15 protein-coding genes are annotated in these 14,744 nt (G+C 67.2%); 4 read left to right on the top strand and 11 right to left on the bottom strand.

What is annotated here, in order from left to right:
• Window positions 1-5: 5 nt before the first annotated feature.
• The 9 genes from I4U41_RS10020 to I4U41_RS10060 form a co-directional block, all read right to left on the bottom strand.
• Entirely contained in the window at window positions 6-1,142 is a 1,137-nt protein-coding gene (locus tag I4U41_RS10020; protein ID WP_206860993.1) for a serine hydrolase domain-containing protein, read from the bottom strand.
• Between the two features lie 68 nt (window positions 1,143-1,210).
• Complete coding sequence (gene argH / locus I4U41_RS10025; RefSeq protein WP_206860994.1) at window positions 1,211-2,494, bottom strand: argininosuccinate lyase; 1,284 nt, start codon at window positions 2,492-2,494, stop codon at window positions 1,211-1,213.
• A 42-nt stretch (window positions 2,495-2,536) separates the two neighbouring features.
• The gene (gene argC, locus I4U41_RS10030) at window positions 2,537-3,505 is read right to left on the bottom strand and encodes an N-acetyl-gamma-glutamyl-phosphate reductase (protein WP_206860995.1); all 969 of its coding nucleotides are present in this window, start codon (window positions 3,503-3,505) and stop codon (window positions 2,537-2,539) included.
• Window positions 3,502-4,125 carry a GNAT family N-acetyltransferase gene (locus I4U41_RS10035; RefSeq protein ID WP_206860996.1) on the bottom strand — a complete coding sequence of 208 codons (624 nt, stop codon included), beginning with the start codon at window positions 4,123-4,125 and terminating at the stop codon, window positions 3,502-3,504. The genes argC and I4U41_RS10035 overlap by 4 nt, the downstream gene beginning before the upstream one ends.
• A 10-nt stretch (window positions 4,126-4,135) precedes the next feature.
• A complete protein-coding gene (locus I4U41_RS10040) occupies window positions 4,136-5,458 on the bottom strand; it encodes an acetylglutamate kinase (protein WP_320415167.1) in 1,323 nt (440 codons plus the stop codon).
• A 95-nt stretch (window positions 5,459-5,553) separates the two neighbouring features.
• Window positions 5,554-6,639, bottom strand: coding sequence for an acetylornithine deacetylase (locus I4U41_RS10045; RefSeq protein ID WP_206860997.1), 1,086 nt, complete (start codon window positions 6,637-6,639; stop codon window positions 5,554-5,556).
• Between the two features lie 82 nt (window positions 6,640-6,721).
• A complete protein-coding gene (locus I4U41_RS10050; protein ID WP_206860998.1) occupies window positions 6,722-7,969 on the bottom strand; it encodes an argininosuccinate synthase in 1,248 nt (415 codons plus the stop codon).
• 81 nt (window positions 7,970-8,050) lie between these two features.
• A complete protein-coding gene (locus I4U41_RS10055; RefSeq protein WP_206860999.1) occupies window positions 8,051-9,064 on the bottom strand; it encodes an N-acetylornithine carbamoyltransferase in 1,014 nt (337 codons plus the stop codon).
• Between the two features lie 358 nt (window positions 9,065-9,422).
• Window positions 9,423-9,839, bottom strand: a complete 417-nt coding sequence (locus I4U41_RS10060; protein WP_206861612.1) for a hypothetical protein — start codon at window positions 9,837-9,839, stop codon at window positions 9,423-9,425.
• Between the two features lie 233 nt (window positions 9,840-10,072).
• Between I4U41_RS10060 and cysS the strand changes: the two genes are divergently transcribed.
• The 4 genes from cysS (at window position 10,073) to I4U41_RS10080 (ending at window position 13,830) form a co-directional block, all read left to right on the top strand.
• Window positions 10,073-11,440: a cysteine--tRNA ligase gene (gene cysS / locus I4U41_RS10065; protein ID WP_206861000.1), complete on the top strand. Its 1,368-nt coding sequence runs from the start codon at window positions 10,073-10,075 to the stop codon at window positions 11,438-11,440.
• Between the two features lie 215 nt (window positions 11,441-11,655).
• Window positions 11,656-12,108 (top strand): SufE family protein, encoded by a 453-nt coding sequence (locus I4U41_RS10070; protein WP_206861001.1) that lies wholly within the window; start codon window positions 11,656-11,658, stop codon window positions 12,106-12,108.
• Between the two features lie 10 nt (window positions 12,109-12,118).
• Window positions 12,119-13,390 carry an MFS transporter gene (locus I4U41_RS10075; protein ID WP_206861002.1) on the top strand — a complete coding sequence of 424 codons (1,272 nt, stop codon included), beginning with the start codon at window positions 12,119-12,121 and terminating at the stop codon, window positions 13,388-13,390.
• Window positions 13,390-13,830 (top strand): GNAT family N-acetyltransferase, encoded by a 441-nt coding sequence (locus tag I4U41_RS10080; RefSeq protein WP_206861003.1) that lies wholly within the window; start codon window positions 13,390-13,392, stop codon window positions 13,828-13,830. The genes I4U41_RS10075 and I4U41_RS10080 overlap by 1 nt, the downstream gene beginning before the upstream one ends.
• Here I4U41_RS10080 and I4U41_RS10085 read toward each other — a convergent pair.
• Complete coding sequence (locus I4U41_RS10085) at window positions 13,752-14,258, bottom strand: nucleoside deaminase (RefSeq protein ID WP_206861004.1); 507 nt, start codon at window positions 14,256-14,258, stop codon at window positions 13,752-13,754. The genes I4U41_RS10080 and I4U41_RS10085 overlap by 79 nt on opposite strands.
• A 74-nt stretch (window positions 14,259-14,332) precedes the next feature.
• Window positions 14,333-14,743: an ExbD/TolR family protein gene (locus I4U41_RS10090; RefSeq protein ID WP_206861005.1), complete on the bottom strand. Its 411-nt coding sequence runs from the start codon at window positions 14,741-14,743 to the stop codon at window positions 14,333-14,335.
• Window position 14,744: the final 1 nt, after the last annotated feature.

The raw sequence follows: 14,744 nt of genomic DNA on the forward strand, positions 1-14,744 counted from the left end.
GCGCGCTATCGCGTGCCGTATTCCCAGTCGAACGGCACGCCGGTTTCGCCCAGCACGAAACGCACCAGTTGCGGGAAGCCCGCTTCACTGCGCACGTCGTTCGACAGGATGACCACGCAGCGTTCGTGCTGTTCGACGCAGACCCAGGTATTGCCGGTCGTTTCGTTGTGCCCGCCCTTGAAGAAACCCCGGCCTTGCGGGCCGTCGAACACCACCACGCCGAGGCCGGCCGCAAGATCCTTGCGGCGCTGTTCGACCGGAAGCTCCGGCTGCAGCGTCGGGAACTGCGACTTCGTGGTGATCGCCAACTGCGGCTTCACGATCTCCGCGCGGCTCTCGCGCGTGAGCCCGTCGCCACGCACGAAGGCGGCGGCGAACTCCGCGAAATCGGCGATGGTGGTGTCCATCGAACCGGCCGCGCGCACCTTCGATCGCTCGTCGTGCGGCTCGATCCTGCCGTTCTCGTCCCAGCCATCGGCGAGGTTGCCGGCGAAGTCGTCGCGCCAGATCAGGCTTGTTCGCGACATGCCGAACTCCTTGAAGACACGCGCCGTTTCCGCGCCGACGTCGATGCCCTTTCCGGTTTCCAGCGCGAACTGCAGCGTGTTCAGGCCATCGCCCGAGTACGCGTAGCGCGCGCCGGGGTCGAAGTGGAAATGCAGCTTCTCGTCGGGTTCCAGGAATCCGAAGTTCGCGAACCCCGTCGAATGCGTCAGCACGATGCGTGGCGTGAGCTTGCGCCAGCGCGGGTCCAGCGCGGTCCAGTCGGCATAGCGGTTCGTGATGTCGGCCGATGCATACGATGGCAACGGCTTCGGCAGCAGGTCCGCGAGCGGAGTGTCGAGCGTGAAACGCCCCGCATCGACCTGCCGCATCACGGTGTATGCGAACACCGCCTTGGTCAGCGACGCGCCGTACATGATCGTGTCGGTCTGCAGCGGATCGCCCGCCGCGTTGCGAACGCCGTGCGCGGCGACGTGGACCGGCTTGCCGCCGTCGATGATCGCGATCGCCAGCCCCTTCGCGCCGGTGTCGCGCATCACGCGCGCGACTTCGGCCTCGATGGCGGCGGGTGCGGGAATCGCGTGCGCCGCCGCCAGGGCGGGCGCGACCGCGAGCATTGCGATGAACCAACGGCGCATGTGGAGCTCCCCTTCATCATGGTCGAACCGTGTGATGCGGAACTGCGACTGCAACTGCCCTGGTGCTGCTAACCGCCGAGACGTTCCTTCAATGCATCCAGGCGAAGGTCGGCGGATGCGCCCGGCGACACGCGCGCGCGCAGGCTCGTATCCGGATCGCCCCCGGCCCAGCGTGCGGGATCGGCCGCGAGCCGGTACGCCTCGCGGAACGGCAGGCCCTGGCGCGCCATGTCGACCGCGAGATCCGTCGCGTACATCGACGGGTCCAGCGCTTCGCGCATGCGGTCGGTCTTCCATTCGAGGTTGCGCAGCAGGTCCGGCAGCAACTCCAGCGCATCCAGTCCACGACCGAACGCGTGGAAGATCGCGCCCTTCGAGAACTGCAGGTCGCGGTGATAGCCCGACGGCAACGAGAGCAGTTGTTCGATCTCGGTGCGCGCAGCGGCGGCGGCGGAATAGCTGGCGCGCATCAGTTCGATCACATCGGGATTGCGCTTGTTCGGCATGATCGAACTGCCGGTCGTGTACTGCGACGGCAGCGCGACGAAGCCGAACTCGGCGCTGGTGAACAGGCTCAGGTCCCAGGCGAGACGACGCAGGTCGAGCAGCGCCGACGTCAACGCTTCGATCGCCGCCATCTCGAACTTGCCACGCGACAGCTGCGCGTACGCGGCCGATACCTGCATTCGTCCGAAGCCCAGCGCCTGCGTGGTGTGGTCGCGCGCGAGCGGCAGGTTCACGCCGTAGCCGGCAGCACTGCCGAGCGGATTCGCGTCGACCCACGCCAGCGTGTCGGCGGCGCGCTGCGCGTCGTCGATGAAGCCTTCCGCCCACGCGGCCCACCACATGCCGAGCGACGACACGACGGCACGTTGCAGATGCGTGTAGCCCGGCAGCGGCACGGCCTGTTCGGCCTCCGCGCGAGCGAGTGCGACCTGCGCGCTTTCGCGACATGTGGCGACGAGGCGCGTCAGGCGATCCTTCAGCCACAGGCGCGTCGCGACGAGGATCTGGTCGTTGCGGCTGCGGCCGGTGTGGATCTTCTTGCCCGCATCGCCGAGGCGTTCGACCAGTCGGGCTTCGATCGCCGAATGCCCGTCCTCGTACTGCTCGTCGAGCACGAAACGCCGCGCCTTGAAGTCATCGGCAAGGGTCGACAGTTCGCGTTCCAGCCCGGCGAGCTCGGCGGCGGTGAGAATGCCGATCTGCTGCAATCCCTGCGCGTGCGCGCGGCTGGCTTCGATGTCGAACACGAAGAACTCGCGATCCAGGATCACGTCCTCGCCGGCGAGGAATTTCTGGATGCGCGCGTCGACCTTGACGCCGGGTTTCTGCCACAACAGTTCGGACATGGGGGTCACCTTCCAGCGATCTTGGCGCGGTCTCGTAGCGCTTTATCGTGCAATGCCCAGCTTCTCGTCGAAGCCGAACGCGAGATTGAGATTCTGCAGCGCCTGCGTCGCCGCACCCTTCAGCAGGTTGTCCTCCGTCGCGACCACGACCAGGCGACGACCATCCGGCGAAAGCGTGAAACCGCCGAGTTCGACGTGATGTTTGCCGGCGATGCGGCTCACCCACGGCGCCTCGTCGAGCACGTCCACCAGCGCCTCGCCCGCGTAGCGTTCGCGATAACGCGCGACGACGGCCTCGCGATCGAACGAGGTCGAAAGCGGCAGGTTCGCCGTGATCGTCAAGCCACGGAAGTGCGGCGCGACGTGCGGCAGGAACTGCACTTCGTGGCCGAGCTGGCGCGTGACCTCGCGCTCGTGCACGTGGTTGGTCAGCGCGTACGGCATCAGGTTGTCGCGCAGCTTTTCCGGATCGTTCCTGTCCGACGGCGACGTTCCCGCGCCGGAATAGCCCGACACACCAAAGCACTGCACCGGCCCTCCCAGCGCATCGAGCATGGGCGCGACCGCCAGCTGCATCGCGGTCGCATAACAGCCGGGATTGCTGATGCGGCGCTGTCCGGCGTACTTCGCGCGCGTGAGTTCGGGCAGGCCGTAGTACCACGTATCGTCGAAACGGTAATCGGCGGACAGATCGACGATCACCGGATCCACGCCCGCCGCATCGAAGGCCGCCACGCATGCGGCGGCCTTGCCGTTCGGAAGGGCGAGCACGACCGCGTCGGCGCCAAGCGCCGGCAACTCATCGTTCGCCGGCGCGACGTAGCGCAGCCCGGAATCGATGCCCGCGACGCCTTCGAAGTGGTCGGCGACCCGCTGGCCGACGAGCTCGCGCGACGAGACGAACGCGAGTTCGAAGTCCGGATGGCCGGCGATCAGCCGGATGAGTTCGGCGCCGACGTAACCACGCGCGCCGACGATGCCCACGGACCTGCTCTTGACGGACCTGCTCATGTCCGGTCGCTCCCTTGCTCGTGTCGTTCCAGGCGATGGAGCAGGTTGCGCTTCACCGCTGGCCATTCGGATTGGATGATCGAGAACGCGACGGTGTCGCGCACGCTGCCGTCGGCATGGCGACGATGGCTGCGCAGCACGCCGTCCTGCTTCGCCCCGAGCCGCGCGATCGCCGTGCGCGAGGCGTGATTGAACCAGCTGGTTTCGAAACCCACGCACATGCAGCCCATCGATTCGAACGCATGCGTGAGCAGCAGCAGCTTGGCCTGCGTGTTCAGGCCCGTGCGCTGCACGCGCGACGCGTACCAGGTGTAGCCGATCTGGACGCGCGGCACGGCCGGATCGAGATCGTAGAAACGCGTGCAACCCACGAGCTCGCCATTCGCGTCATGCACCGCGAACGCGAGCGCCTTGCCCTGCGACTGCATCTCCAGCGCGGCGGCGATATGGCTTTCGATGTCCTTCGGCTCGGGCACGTTGGTGTACCACAGGCGCGAGAGTTCGCCGTCGCCCAGCGCGATGCGCAGCCCGGCGGCATGCGCCGGACGCAGCGGTTCGAGCGCGACATGCTCGCCGCGAAGGCTGGGGACACGGGTCCAGTGATCGACTTGCGCGCTCATTCGTTTCCCCTCAGTCCTTCAGCGTGGCGGTCCGTCCCGCGCAGTGCGCCACGCAGCGGGCGATCTCGTCGAACGTGTCCATGCCGTACCAGAACACCTTCCACTTCTCCTGCTTCAGGCAGCCGTCGGATTCGGCGTAATAGAACGGATTCACCGGATTTCCGTGGCGCGAACGCCAGAACAGGCGCGGATTCTGCTCGCGCATCACCAGCCACACCGCGCGGCCGAGGCCCTCGCCCTGCGCTTCGTCGAGCACGGCGAACTTGTCGAGGTAGATGCCGGCTTCCTCGCTCGTCAGGATCACCGCCGCGCGATAGTTTTCGCTGACGTACGCGCGATGCAGCCTGGTGCGCTCGAAGTAGTCCGGCAGCAGGCGGCGACCGAACGCCGATTCGATGAGCCCGCGCAGGCGTTCCAGGTCGAGCTCGTTCCACTGCGACACCTGCAGCACGCGCTCGCCGCGACGCACCAGCGTGCCCGAGCCCTTGTGGGTGAACAGCTCCTTGGCCAGCTCGCTTGGCTTGGTGATCGACACCGAAGAGGTCAGCGGCAGCTTGTCGAGCAGATCCTTGATCTGCTCGATCTTCACGCGCATGCCGCCGTTGATCCACGGCTGCGACATCAGGTGGTCGTACTCGGTGGACAGGTTGATCGAGTCGATGACCTTGCCGTTGTCGTCGAGCAGGCCGCCGGTGCCGGTGAGGAAGACGATCTTGTACGGCTGCAGCTTCTGCACGAGTTCGTTCGCGGCGAAGTCGGCATTGACGTTGAGGATCTGGCCGGACGCGGTTTCGCCGAGGCTCGCGATCACCGGAATGGAACCGGCGCGCAGGCTCGCCTCGATCGGCGCGAGGTTCACGCGCTTCACTTCGCCGACCAGGCCGTAGGTGTCGCGGTCGAGGTAGTCGGATTCGAACACGCCCGAGACGATCGACGTCGCGCGCGCGTCGAACGCCTGCAGCGCTTCCACCAGCTTGAGGTTCTGCGACTGGAACACGCGACGCACGATGGCGAGCGCTTCGGGCGAGGTGACGCGCAGGCCGTTCACCGTCTGCTTGGCGATGCCGGCAGCGGAAAGCTCCTCGTCCAGTTGCGGGCCGGCGCCGTGGATCACGATCGGCGTGAGCCCCACGTCCTGCAGGAACGCGAGCGAGGACGTCAGCGCTTCCAGATCGTCGCGCAGCACCGCGCCGCCGACCTTCACCACGGCGAAGCGCTTGGCGTCCAGTTGCGAGAAGCGCTTGAGGTACTGCGAGATCTCCTTCGCGCTGGCCATGCTCGAAAGCAGGCGCACGATGGTCTGTCTCGTCTGGATGTCACGGGTGTCGTTCACGTATTGCGTTCCGTTGGTCTCTGTAGCCCGGGTAAGCGCGGCGCACCCGGGTATGCATCGATCCCGGGTGCGGCCTGCGGCCTACCCGGGCTACATCAATGTTCGAGGATGCGGGTTACCGATTCGGTGTAGCGCTGCAGTTGCTCCAGCGCGACCCATTCGTCGGCGGTATGCGCCTGGGCGATGTCGCCGGGGCCATACACGATCGCGGTGAGGCCGGCGGCGGAGAACAGCGACGCTTCCGTCCAGAAATCCACCGCGTTGCCGATCGGCAGGCCCAGCGCATCGGCGAGGTCGCGCGCTTCCAGGCGCCGGTTCTCCGCATCCGCGATGTCGCCCGACGGCAGCGACGGACCGCGGAAGGTTTCTTCGTAACGCTCCACCGCGCCGGCCTCGATAAGCGTGCCGAAGCGCTCGTGCAGCGCATCGATCGACATCGACGGCAGCGGGCGGAAGCCGAAACGCAACTCGGCGCTCGGCGCGATCATGTTCGCCTTGATCCCGCCTTCGACGCGGCCGATGTTGAAGCGCAGGCCGGTCAGCCCGCCGAAACGCTGGTGCGCCTGGCTTTCGACGAAGTCGAGCGCATGACCGCCCCAGCGGATCGCCTGGTGCAGCGCGCTGGCCTGCATCGCGTTCGCGCCCGATGCGTGACCTGCAACGCCGCGGAAGCGCATCAGCACCGAGCTGATGCCGCGATGCGCGAGTACCGCTTCGCATTGCGTGGGTTCGGCGACGATGACGTCCTGGAACGCATGCGCGGTCGCGAGGAACGCCGCGATGCAGCGCGCGTCGTTCGCTTCCTCGTCGGTGGAGAACAGGAACGCGGCATCGCCCTTCGTCGCCGCAGCGGCGGTGAGCAATCCGGCGGCGGCGCCCTTGATGTCGCACGCGCCCAGACCGATGGCGCGGTCGCCGGTGACGCGCAGCACGTGCGGATCGGCGCTCCACGCTTCCGATGACGGAACGGTGTCGAGATGCACGTTGAACAGGCGGCGTGGATTGCCGCGCACGGCCAGCATCGACACGGCGCCGTCGCCGTGGTCCGTCACGTCGATGCGGAAGCCACGAAGCTGCGTGCGCAGGTAATCGAAGATGCCGCCGGTGCCGATGGCGCGTGGCGGATTGCGGGTGTCGAAGGACACCAGGGCTTCGAGGTGTTGGAGGGTCTGGTCGAGCATGTCGTTTGCGCAGGAGTGCGTGGAAAGGAGTGAGGAGTGAGCATCGCTTCGCTCACTTCCCGCTGCTGCTGTTTCTCGCTTCTCAGCCCTTCCGGTTGACCTCGGCCCACAGCGTGCTGCTCATTCCGAACAGCTTGATGAAGCCTTCGGCCTCGGCCACGCCCCAGTCCGCCGCCTGCGCGTAGGTCGCGCCCTTGGCGTTGAGGATGTGCCTGGATTCGATGGCGACCGCGTTGACGATGCCACCTTGCGTTTCCAGCGTGACTTCGCCGTTCACGGTGGACTGGCTCGACTGCAGGAACGCCTCCAGGTCGGTCTTCAGCGGATCGTGGAAGAAGCCTTCGTAGACCAGTTCCACCCACTTGCGCGCGACCTCGGGCTTGAAGCGGTTCTGCTGCTTGCTCAGCACCGCTTCCTCCAGCGCGCGATGCGCGGTGAGCAGCGCGGTCAGGCCCGGCGCTTCGAAGATGATGCGGCCCTTCAGGCCGATCGTCGTGTCGCCCGTGTACAGGCCGCGACCCACACCGTACTGCGCGAACAGACCGTTGAGCTTGGCGAGCATCGTGTGCCCTTCGATCTTCTGGCCATCGAGCGTCACCGCTTCGCCGTTCACGAAACCGATCTTCACGCGCAGCGTGTCGGCCGGCCACTCGGCGCGCGGCTTGCACCAGCCACGTGCGCCCTCGCCCGGCGTCTGCCAGCGATCGATCTCGCCGCCGGACATCGTCACGCCCAGCAGGTTCTCGTTGATCGTGTATGCCTTCTGCTTCGCGCGCACGCCGAAGCCGCGGTCTTCCAGGTACTTCTGCTCGTAGGCGCGGACTTCGGTGTGTTCCTTCTGGATCTCGCGGATCGGCGCCACGATCTCGTAATCGCCCAGCGCCTTCACCGCCAGGTCGAAACGCACCTGGTCGTTGCCCATGCCGGTGCAGCCATGCGCGATCGCCTTCGTCCCCAGCTCGGCGCAACGCTTCAGCGCCGCTTCGACGATGAGGTAACGGTCGGACACCAGCAGCGGATACTGCGACTGGTAGCCCTCGCCCGCCCACACGAACGGCTTGACGAAGCCGGCCCAGATCGCCGGGCCGCCATCGACGGTGACGTGCGAGGCGACGCCCAGTTCCGCGGCGCGCTGCTCGATGAAGGCGCGCTCTTCCGCATCCACGCCGCCGGTGTCGGCGAACACGGTGTGCACGTTCCAGCCGCGCTCCTTCAGGTAGGGAACGCAGAAGCTGGTGTCGAGGCCGCCGGAGAAGGCGAGGACGATGTCCTTGAAGCCGGGATTCGTGATTCGTGATTCGTGATTCGATGTAGCGTTCTGCTGGGACATGGGAGGCTCTATTTCGATGTTAAGGGGAGGAAGAACCGGGAAGGCGAGTGCTTTTGCGAATCACGAATCCCGAATCACGAATCACGGTTTCTGCACGAGCGCGGCCATGATGGCCTTCTGCACATGCAGCCGGTTCTCGGCTTCGTCGATGGCGATGCACTGCGGCGAATCCATCACCGCGTCGGTGGCTTTCACGTTGCGGCGCAGCGGCAGGCAGTGGCTGAAGACGCCGTTGTTGGTCAGCGCCATCTTCGCCTCGTCGACGATGAAGTGCTTGTACTCATCGCGGATGGGCTTTTCCGGTTCCCAGTTGCCGAAGAACGGCAGCGCGCCCCAGCTCTTGGCGTAGACGACGTCGGCGCCGCGATAGGCGCTTTCGATGTCGTGGCTGATGGCGAAGGAGCCGCCGCTTTCGGCGACGTTCTGCTCGGCCCAGCCGATGTAGCGCTCATCCAGCACGTACTGCGGCGTCGGGCACAGCAGCGTGACGTCCATGCCCATGCGCGTGGCGATCGTCAGCGCGGAGTTCGCCACCGCGGTGTTGAGCGGCTTGGGATGGTAGGTCCAGGTCAGCACGTACTTCCTGCCGCGCAGGTCGGAGGTGCCGAAGTGCTCCTGCAGCGCGAGGATGTGCGCGAGTTCCTGGCACGGGTGCGTGATCGTCTCCATGTTGATCACCGGCACCGGCGAGTACTTCGCGAAGCTGTTGAGCACGATGTCCTGGCGGTCGAGCTGCCAGTCGACGAACTTCGGGAACGCGCGCACGCCGATCAGGTCGACGTAACGGCCCAGCACGCGCGCGACTTCGGCGATGTGCTCCTCGGTGTCGCCGTCCATGACCGTGCCGAGGTTGAATTCGATCGGCCATGCGTCCTTGCCCGGCTGCAGCACCACGGCATGGCCGCCGAGCTGGAAGGCGCCCAGTTCGAAGCTGGTGCGCGTGCGCATCGAGGGGTTGAAGAACACCAGCGCGATCGACTTGCCCTTCAGCTGGTCGCCGAGCTTGCTGCGTTTGAACCGCGCGGCCTGCGCGAGCAGCGCGTCGAGGTCGTCGCGCGACCAGTCCTGGGTGTTGAGGAAGTGCCTGTGGGTCATCGACTGCGTTCCGGTGGGGAGTGGATCGCTGGGCCGAAAAGCAGAAAAGCCCAGCGCGTAGGCTGGGCTTTCCGTGTGTCACTTCGCCTGTTGCGAATGGCGCGTGCGACCGTCTACCCAGCGGATTGGCGGGTGTACGGTCGGCGCGCGCGCGAGGTCATCCCCGCCGCCATCCAGGCGGAGGTGAGCACGTCGGCGTCGGCGTAAAGGGCGTTCATGAGGGGGCGAATGCTCGCATGCGAGGGGGGCCGGCGCAACACATTTGTGCCCGGGGTTGGGAACGGATGGGTCGCGCCTGCCGGCATGGTGATCCGGCAAAGCCGCTGCACGCAGCTGGCTTGGCGGACGCGGCCCGGATCTACCGGCTGCGCGGCGGCTGCACGACCGGCGTCACGGAAACCCGGATCCGCAGCCGGTTGCCCGGATCCTCCGGCAGGCGCGAGCGGTACTTGGCGCCCTTGTAGGTGTAGTCGACGTCGTAGGCGATCGGCCGACGGAACTCGCGTTCGACGGTGACCGGCTTGCAGTCCACCGCCGCCGCCTGCTTGTCCTTCTCCTCGCGGCCGAGGGCTTCCTTCACGGCGCCGATCGCGCGCGAGAGCTTGGAATCGCCCTTGGGTTCCTCGCACTGCTCCTCGACCGAGCTCGCCTTGAGGGTCTGGTAGACCGGCGTCACGCGCAGCACCTGCGCGTAGTCGAAGCGGACGTTCTCCGCCTGGATGACCGTGTTCTGCGTCGGCGCCTGCTGCGCCTGCGCCGCCCCCACCCACAGCATCGCGATGGCCACCGCGGCGACGGGCCCGGACAGGGCGGCTGCTGTCGCCGGCAGGAACGTGACTCGACGGGCCATCACTCTCGCAAGGTAGGGAAATGTTCAGAAAGTGTAAGCGGATACGGTGGCCGGGGTCTGAACCCCGCCTTTAGGTTGCCCGGGGTGGCGGACGCGCGGAACCGGGTCGCGAGCCCGGCGCTGCCGCTAGAATGGCCGGCACTTCCGGCGGTAACCCCATGAGCCTGCACCTTTTCAACAGCCTGACGCGTCGGGTCGAGCCGTTCGCGCCCCTCAATCCCGCCCGCCCGACCATGTACCTGTGCGGGCCCACGGTCTACAACTTCGTCCACATCGGCAACGCGCGCGGGCCGGTGGTGTTCGGCGTGCTGGCCGAGGTGCTGCGCCGCCGATTCGGCGGCCTGGCCTACGCCCGCAACATCACCGACATCGACGACAAGATCAACAACGCCGCCCGCGAGCGCGGCGTGCCGATCTCGGAGATCACCACCCGCTTCACCGCCGCGTACCTGGACGACATGGCCGCGCTGGGCGTGAAGCCGCAGGACATCCAGCCCGAGGCGACGGCGCACGTGCCGCAGATCATCGCGATGATCCAGCGCCTGATCGACGCCGGCCACGCCTACGAGGCCGAAGGCCACGTGCTGTTCGCCGTCGGCACCTTCGCCGGCTACGGCAAGCTGTCGCGCCGCGATCCGGAGGAACTGCTCGCCGGCGCGCGCATCGACGTGGCGCCGTACAAGCGCGATGCGGGCGATTTCGTGCTGTGGAAGCCGTCCACCGACGATCTCCCCGGCTGGGAATCGCCCTGGGGCCGCGGCCGTCCAGGCTGGCATATCGAGTGCTCTGCCATGGCCGCCGCGCATCTGGGCGAGACCATCGACATCCACGCTGGCGGCGTCGACCTGCAGTTCCCGCACCACGAGAACGAGATCGCGCAGAGCGAGTGCGCCCACGGCGGCAGGATCTTCGCCCGCTACTGGCTGCACAACGGCATGCTGAATTTCGGCGGCGCCAAGATGGCCAAGTCGGTCGGCAACATCCAGCGCGTGCACGATCTGGTCCGGCAGTACCCGCCGGAGGCGCTGCGTTTCGCGCTGCTGTCGGCGCATTACCGCCAGCCGCTGGAGTGGTCCGACGGGCTGATCGAACAGAGCGTGCGCACCCTGGACCGGCTGTACGGAACCTTGCGCGATCTGGCGGATGTCTCCGCCGATGCCGCGATTCCGGACACCGTGGAAGCCGCGCTGGACGACGACCTCAACACGCCGCAGGTGATGGCGGAAATCGCGCGCATCGCCGGCGAGGCGCGCAAGGCCGGGTCGGTCGACGAGAAGGCGCGACTGAAGTCGGAACTGCTCGGCGCGGGTCTGGCGCTCGGTCTGCTCCAGCAGGAACCGGCGGCGTGGTTCGCGCGCGGCACCGACGATGACGACGACGCGCGGATCCAGGCGCTCATCGACGAGCGTGTCGCGGCGAAGAAGGCCCGTGATTTCGCGCGTGCGGACGCGATCCGCGACCAGCTCGCCGGCGAAGGCATCCTGCTGGAAGACACGCCGCAGGGCGTGCGCTGGAAGCGCGGTTGATGCTTTTTTGCTCCCTCCCCTGCTTTGGGGGAGGTGAAGTGAACTGCGGCCACGTTTGATCTGGTCGCTGCACCCGGCGCTTCGCGCCGCCTACCCCCTCCCAACCTCCGTCTGCAAGCAGGGGGAGGAGCAAACAAGACGGCCCCGCGAGACAGCCTGCGGCGCAACAACAAACCTCACCGTGCATTCCGCTCGCACGCGTAAAATCACACGCAATGAACGCCATCGCCGCCCCCACCAGCCCGTTCCCGCTCGAAGCCACTGCGCGCGAGGCGCAGCAGGCCATCCGCGATGAGTTCGCCTTCTTCGGCGACTGGTCCGAGCGTTATCAGTATCTGATCGACCTCGGCCGCAAGCTGCCGGACCTGCCGGCGGACTGGAAGACCGAGGAACACCGCCTGCACGGCTGCCAGTCGATGGTCTGGATCGTCGCCGAGGGCGATGCCGACCGGCTCGATTTCCATGCCATAAGCGACTCGGCCATCGTCTCGGGCCTGATCTACCTCGCCCTGCGCGTCTATTCGGGCCGCAGCGCGAAGGAGATCTCCGAAACCGACGCGGACTACATCGCCGAGATCGGGTTGGCGAAGCACCTCTCGCCCACCCGCAGCAACGGCCTGGCGGCCCTGCTCGGCTTCATCCGCGAGCGAGCGCGCCAGGCGCTGTGAGTCCTGACCGGTGAGCGAAGCTGCTGAGAGCGAAAGTCCCGCCCACCCCGGGGTCGGCGAACTCCTGCGCAACCGCGGCTTCACCGGCCTGCTGACCTATCGCCTGCTGGCGATGCTGTCCTACCAGATCGTCGCGGTGACGGTCGGGTGGCATGTGTACGAACTCACGCGCGACGCGTTCGCGCTCGGCCTGATCGGCCTGGCCGAAGTCATTCCGTATTTCTGCTTCGCGCTGTTCGCCGGATACGCGGTGGACCACCTGCCACGTCGCAGGCTCGGCATGGCGGCGTGCATCGGTTTGCTGCTCACGACACTGACGCTCGCCGGCGTCGCGTCGGGCGTTTTGCCGGCGGGCACCTCCTGGTTCGGCACGCTCACGATCTACGCGGCGATCGCGGTGAACGGCGTGGTGCGTGCGTTCCTGGCGCCGGTGTACATGTCGCTGTTCGCGCGCGTGCTCAAGCGCGAGGAATTCGTCCGCGGCGCGGGCGTGAGCAGCGTGGTGATGCAGACCGGCCTGGTCTTCGGCCCCGCCGCCGGCGGCCTGCTGGTGGCCTGGGGCGGCAAGAGCGCCGCCTACCTCGTCGCGGCTGCCTTCGCGGCGGCGGCGGCGATCGCGGTGATCACGCTTCGCGTGACCGAGCCGCCGCTGCCGAGCGAACGCGCGCCGGTGTTCAAGAGCATCGGCGAAGGGCTGCGTTTCGTCCTCAACACGCAGGTCGTGCTGGGCGCGCAGGCGCTGGACATGTTCTCGGTGCTGTTCGGCGGCGCGGTCGCGCTGCTGCCGGCGTTCATCAACGAGATCCTGCATTACGGCCCCGAAGCGCTGGGCCTGCTGCGCGCCTCGCCGGCGGTGGGCGCGGTGCTGATGGGCATCTACCTGGCGCGACGGCCGCTGCAACGCCACGCGGGACGCGTGCTGCTGATCGCGGTGGCGGGCTTCGGCCTGTCGATCATCGGCTTCGCGATGTCGCGGCATCTGTGGCTGTCGTCGCTGATGCTGGTGTTCTCCGGCATGTGCGACGGCGTGTCGGTGGTGCTGCGCTCGACCATCCTGCAGCTGGCGACGCCGGACCACATGCGCGGGCGCGTGTCGTCGATCAACGGCATCTTCATCGGCTCGTCGAACGAGCTGGGCGCGTTCGAATCGGGCGTCGCGGCGAAACTGCTGGGCCTGGTGCCGTCGGTGATCTTCGGCGGCTGCATGACCCTGGCCGTGGTGGGCGCGACCGCGAAGCTGGCGCCGAAACTGCGCCGGCTCGATCTGCGCGACCTGCACTGATGTCCGCCATCACCGACGCGACCGCCGCGGAAACGCAGCGCATCTGCCTGGGGCTGCAGGCGTTCAATCGCGCGGCGGCGGGCGGTATCGACTGCATTGCGATCCAGCTCGCGGCAAAGGACGACAACGGCGAACTGATCGGCGGCATCGTCGCCGAAGTGCTGCTCGGCTGGCTGGAAATCCACGTGTTGTGGCTTCACGAACGCGTCCGCGGGCAGGGCCACGGCGCCGCGCTGCTGCACGCCTGCGAGCAGCGGGCGCTCGCACTGGGCGCGCTTCACGCACGGCTGGACACGTTCGACTGGCAGGCCGAGGCGTTCTACCGGCGCCAGGGTTACGAGCGGTTCGCGGTGCTGGAGGATTACCCGGACGCGCACGAGCGCATCTTCATGCGCAAGCGGCTGAAACCCTGGCCGCGCACCGCCGACCACGCCTCGTAGAGTCCGCGCTCGCCTTCGGGACGCAGGGGCTCCAACGACAGCGATTGCCGATCCGGCGGCAGCGCCATCTGCGCATACACGGCCGAGGTGGAGAGACCGAACGGCTCGCCGTCCTCGTTCGAATACGCGTAGTACGCGCGCGTCACGCCGCACAGGTGCATCGCGGCCAGGCACATCGGACACGGATGCCCGCTCGCATAGATCACCGCTCCATCGAGGCGCGGCGAACCCGAACGCTGCGCGGCCTCGCGGATCGCGAGCAGTTCCGCATGCGCGGTGGGATCGTGGGTCGCATGGATGCGATTGGCGGCACGCGCGAGCACTTCGCCATCGCGCACGAGCACCGCGCCGAACGGACGCCCGCCTTCGGCGACGTTCGCACGCGCCAGCGCGATGGCTTCTCGCATGAAATCGGTGGGTTCGGACATGACGGCTGCGGGCTTCGTTCGGAAGCAGCAGCATGCACCGGCGGCGGGCGCGGCGCATGGACTGGATCGGGCCGTTACGGAGCGACGATGTCGCCGACCGGATGCGCTTGCGAGCAGAGCCGTTTCGCTCGCGGCGAATCGCCTTCCACGAAGCCCACCCGCCGGTAGCCCGCCGATTCGAGCGCGCTCGCGATGCGCGCGACCGCACGGTACGGGGTTTGCGGGCAGCCCACGATATTGACCCGTATCGACTCCGGATCGCCCAGGTGGTTTTGCAGGCGGCCCAGCTCGCCCGTCATGCCATCCAGTTCAAGGCTGCCGTCCGGAAGCACATGGAGATTGCGGTACACCGGCGGAGCACCGCTGCCACAACCCGCAATCACGACCAGCAGCAAACCGGCAATGTTTCGCAGAGGAAGGCTCCACCGACGGAAGGAAACCGAAACGAAAAGCCCGGCATGCGCCGGGCTTTCGTGGCTGTACAAG

Origin of the sequence: Lysobacter changpingensis, from assembly GCF_017308985.1 — a bacterium.
Lineage (GTDB): Bacteria > Pseudomonadota > Gammaproteobacteria > Xanthomonadales > Xanthomonadaceae > Lysobacter_J > Lysobacter_J changpingensis.

What these genes read in the sequence shown, in the direction of transcription:
- I4U41_RS10020 (WP_206860993.1), bottom strand. Translation starts at nt 1,142, where the DNA reads ATGCGCCGTTGGTTCATCGCAATGCTCGCGGTCGCGCCCGCCCTGGCG.
- argH (WP_206860994.1), bottom strand. Translation starts at nt 2,494, where the DNA reads ATGTCCGAACTGTTGTGGCAGAAACCCGGCGTCAAGGTCGACGCGCGC.
- argC (WP_206860995.1), bottom strand. Translation starts at nt 3,505, where the DNA reads ATGAGCAGGTCCGTCAAGAGCAGGTCCGTGGGCATCGTCGGCGCGCGT.
- I4U41_RS10035 (WP_206860996.1), bottom strand. Translation starts at nt 4,125, where the DNA reads ATGAGCGCGCAAGTCGATCACTGGACCCGTGTCCCCAGCCTTCGCGGC.
- I4U41_RS10045 (WP_206860997.1), bottom strand. Translation starts at nt 6,639, where the DNA reads ATGCTCGACCAGACCCTCCAACACCTCGAAGCCCTGGTGTCCTTCGAC.
- I4U41_RS10050 (WP_206860998.1), bottom strand. Translation starts at nt 7,969, where the DNA reads ATGTCCCAGCAGAACGCTACATCGAATCACGAATCACGAATCACGAAT.
- I4U41_RS10055 (WP_206860999.1), bottom strand. Translation starts at nt 9,064, where the DNA reads ATGACCCACAGGCACTTCCTCAACACCCAGGACTGGTCGCGCGACGAC.
- I4U41_RS10060 (WP_206861612.1), bottom strand. Translation starts at nt 9,839, where the DNA reads ATGCTGTGGGTGGGGGCGGCGCAGGCGCAGCAGGCGCCGACGCAGAAC.
- cysS (WP_206861000.1), top strand. Translation starts at nt 10,073, where the DNA reads ATGAGCCTGCACCTTTTCAACAGCCTGACGCGTCGGGTCGAGCCGTTC.
- I4U41_RS10070 (WP_206861001.1), top strand. Translation starts at nt 11,656, where the DNA reads ATGAACGCCATCGCCGCCCCCACCAGCCCGTTCCCGCTCGAAGCCACT.
- I4U41_RS10080 (WP_206861003.1), top strand. Translation starts at nt 13,390, where the DNA reads ATGTCCGCCATCACCGACGCGACCGCCGCGGAAACGCAGCGCATCTGC.
- I4U41_RS10085 (WP_206861004.1), bottom strand. Translation starts at nt 14,258, where the DNA reads ATGTCCGAACCCACCGATTTCATGCGAGAAGCCATCGCGCTGGCGCGT.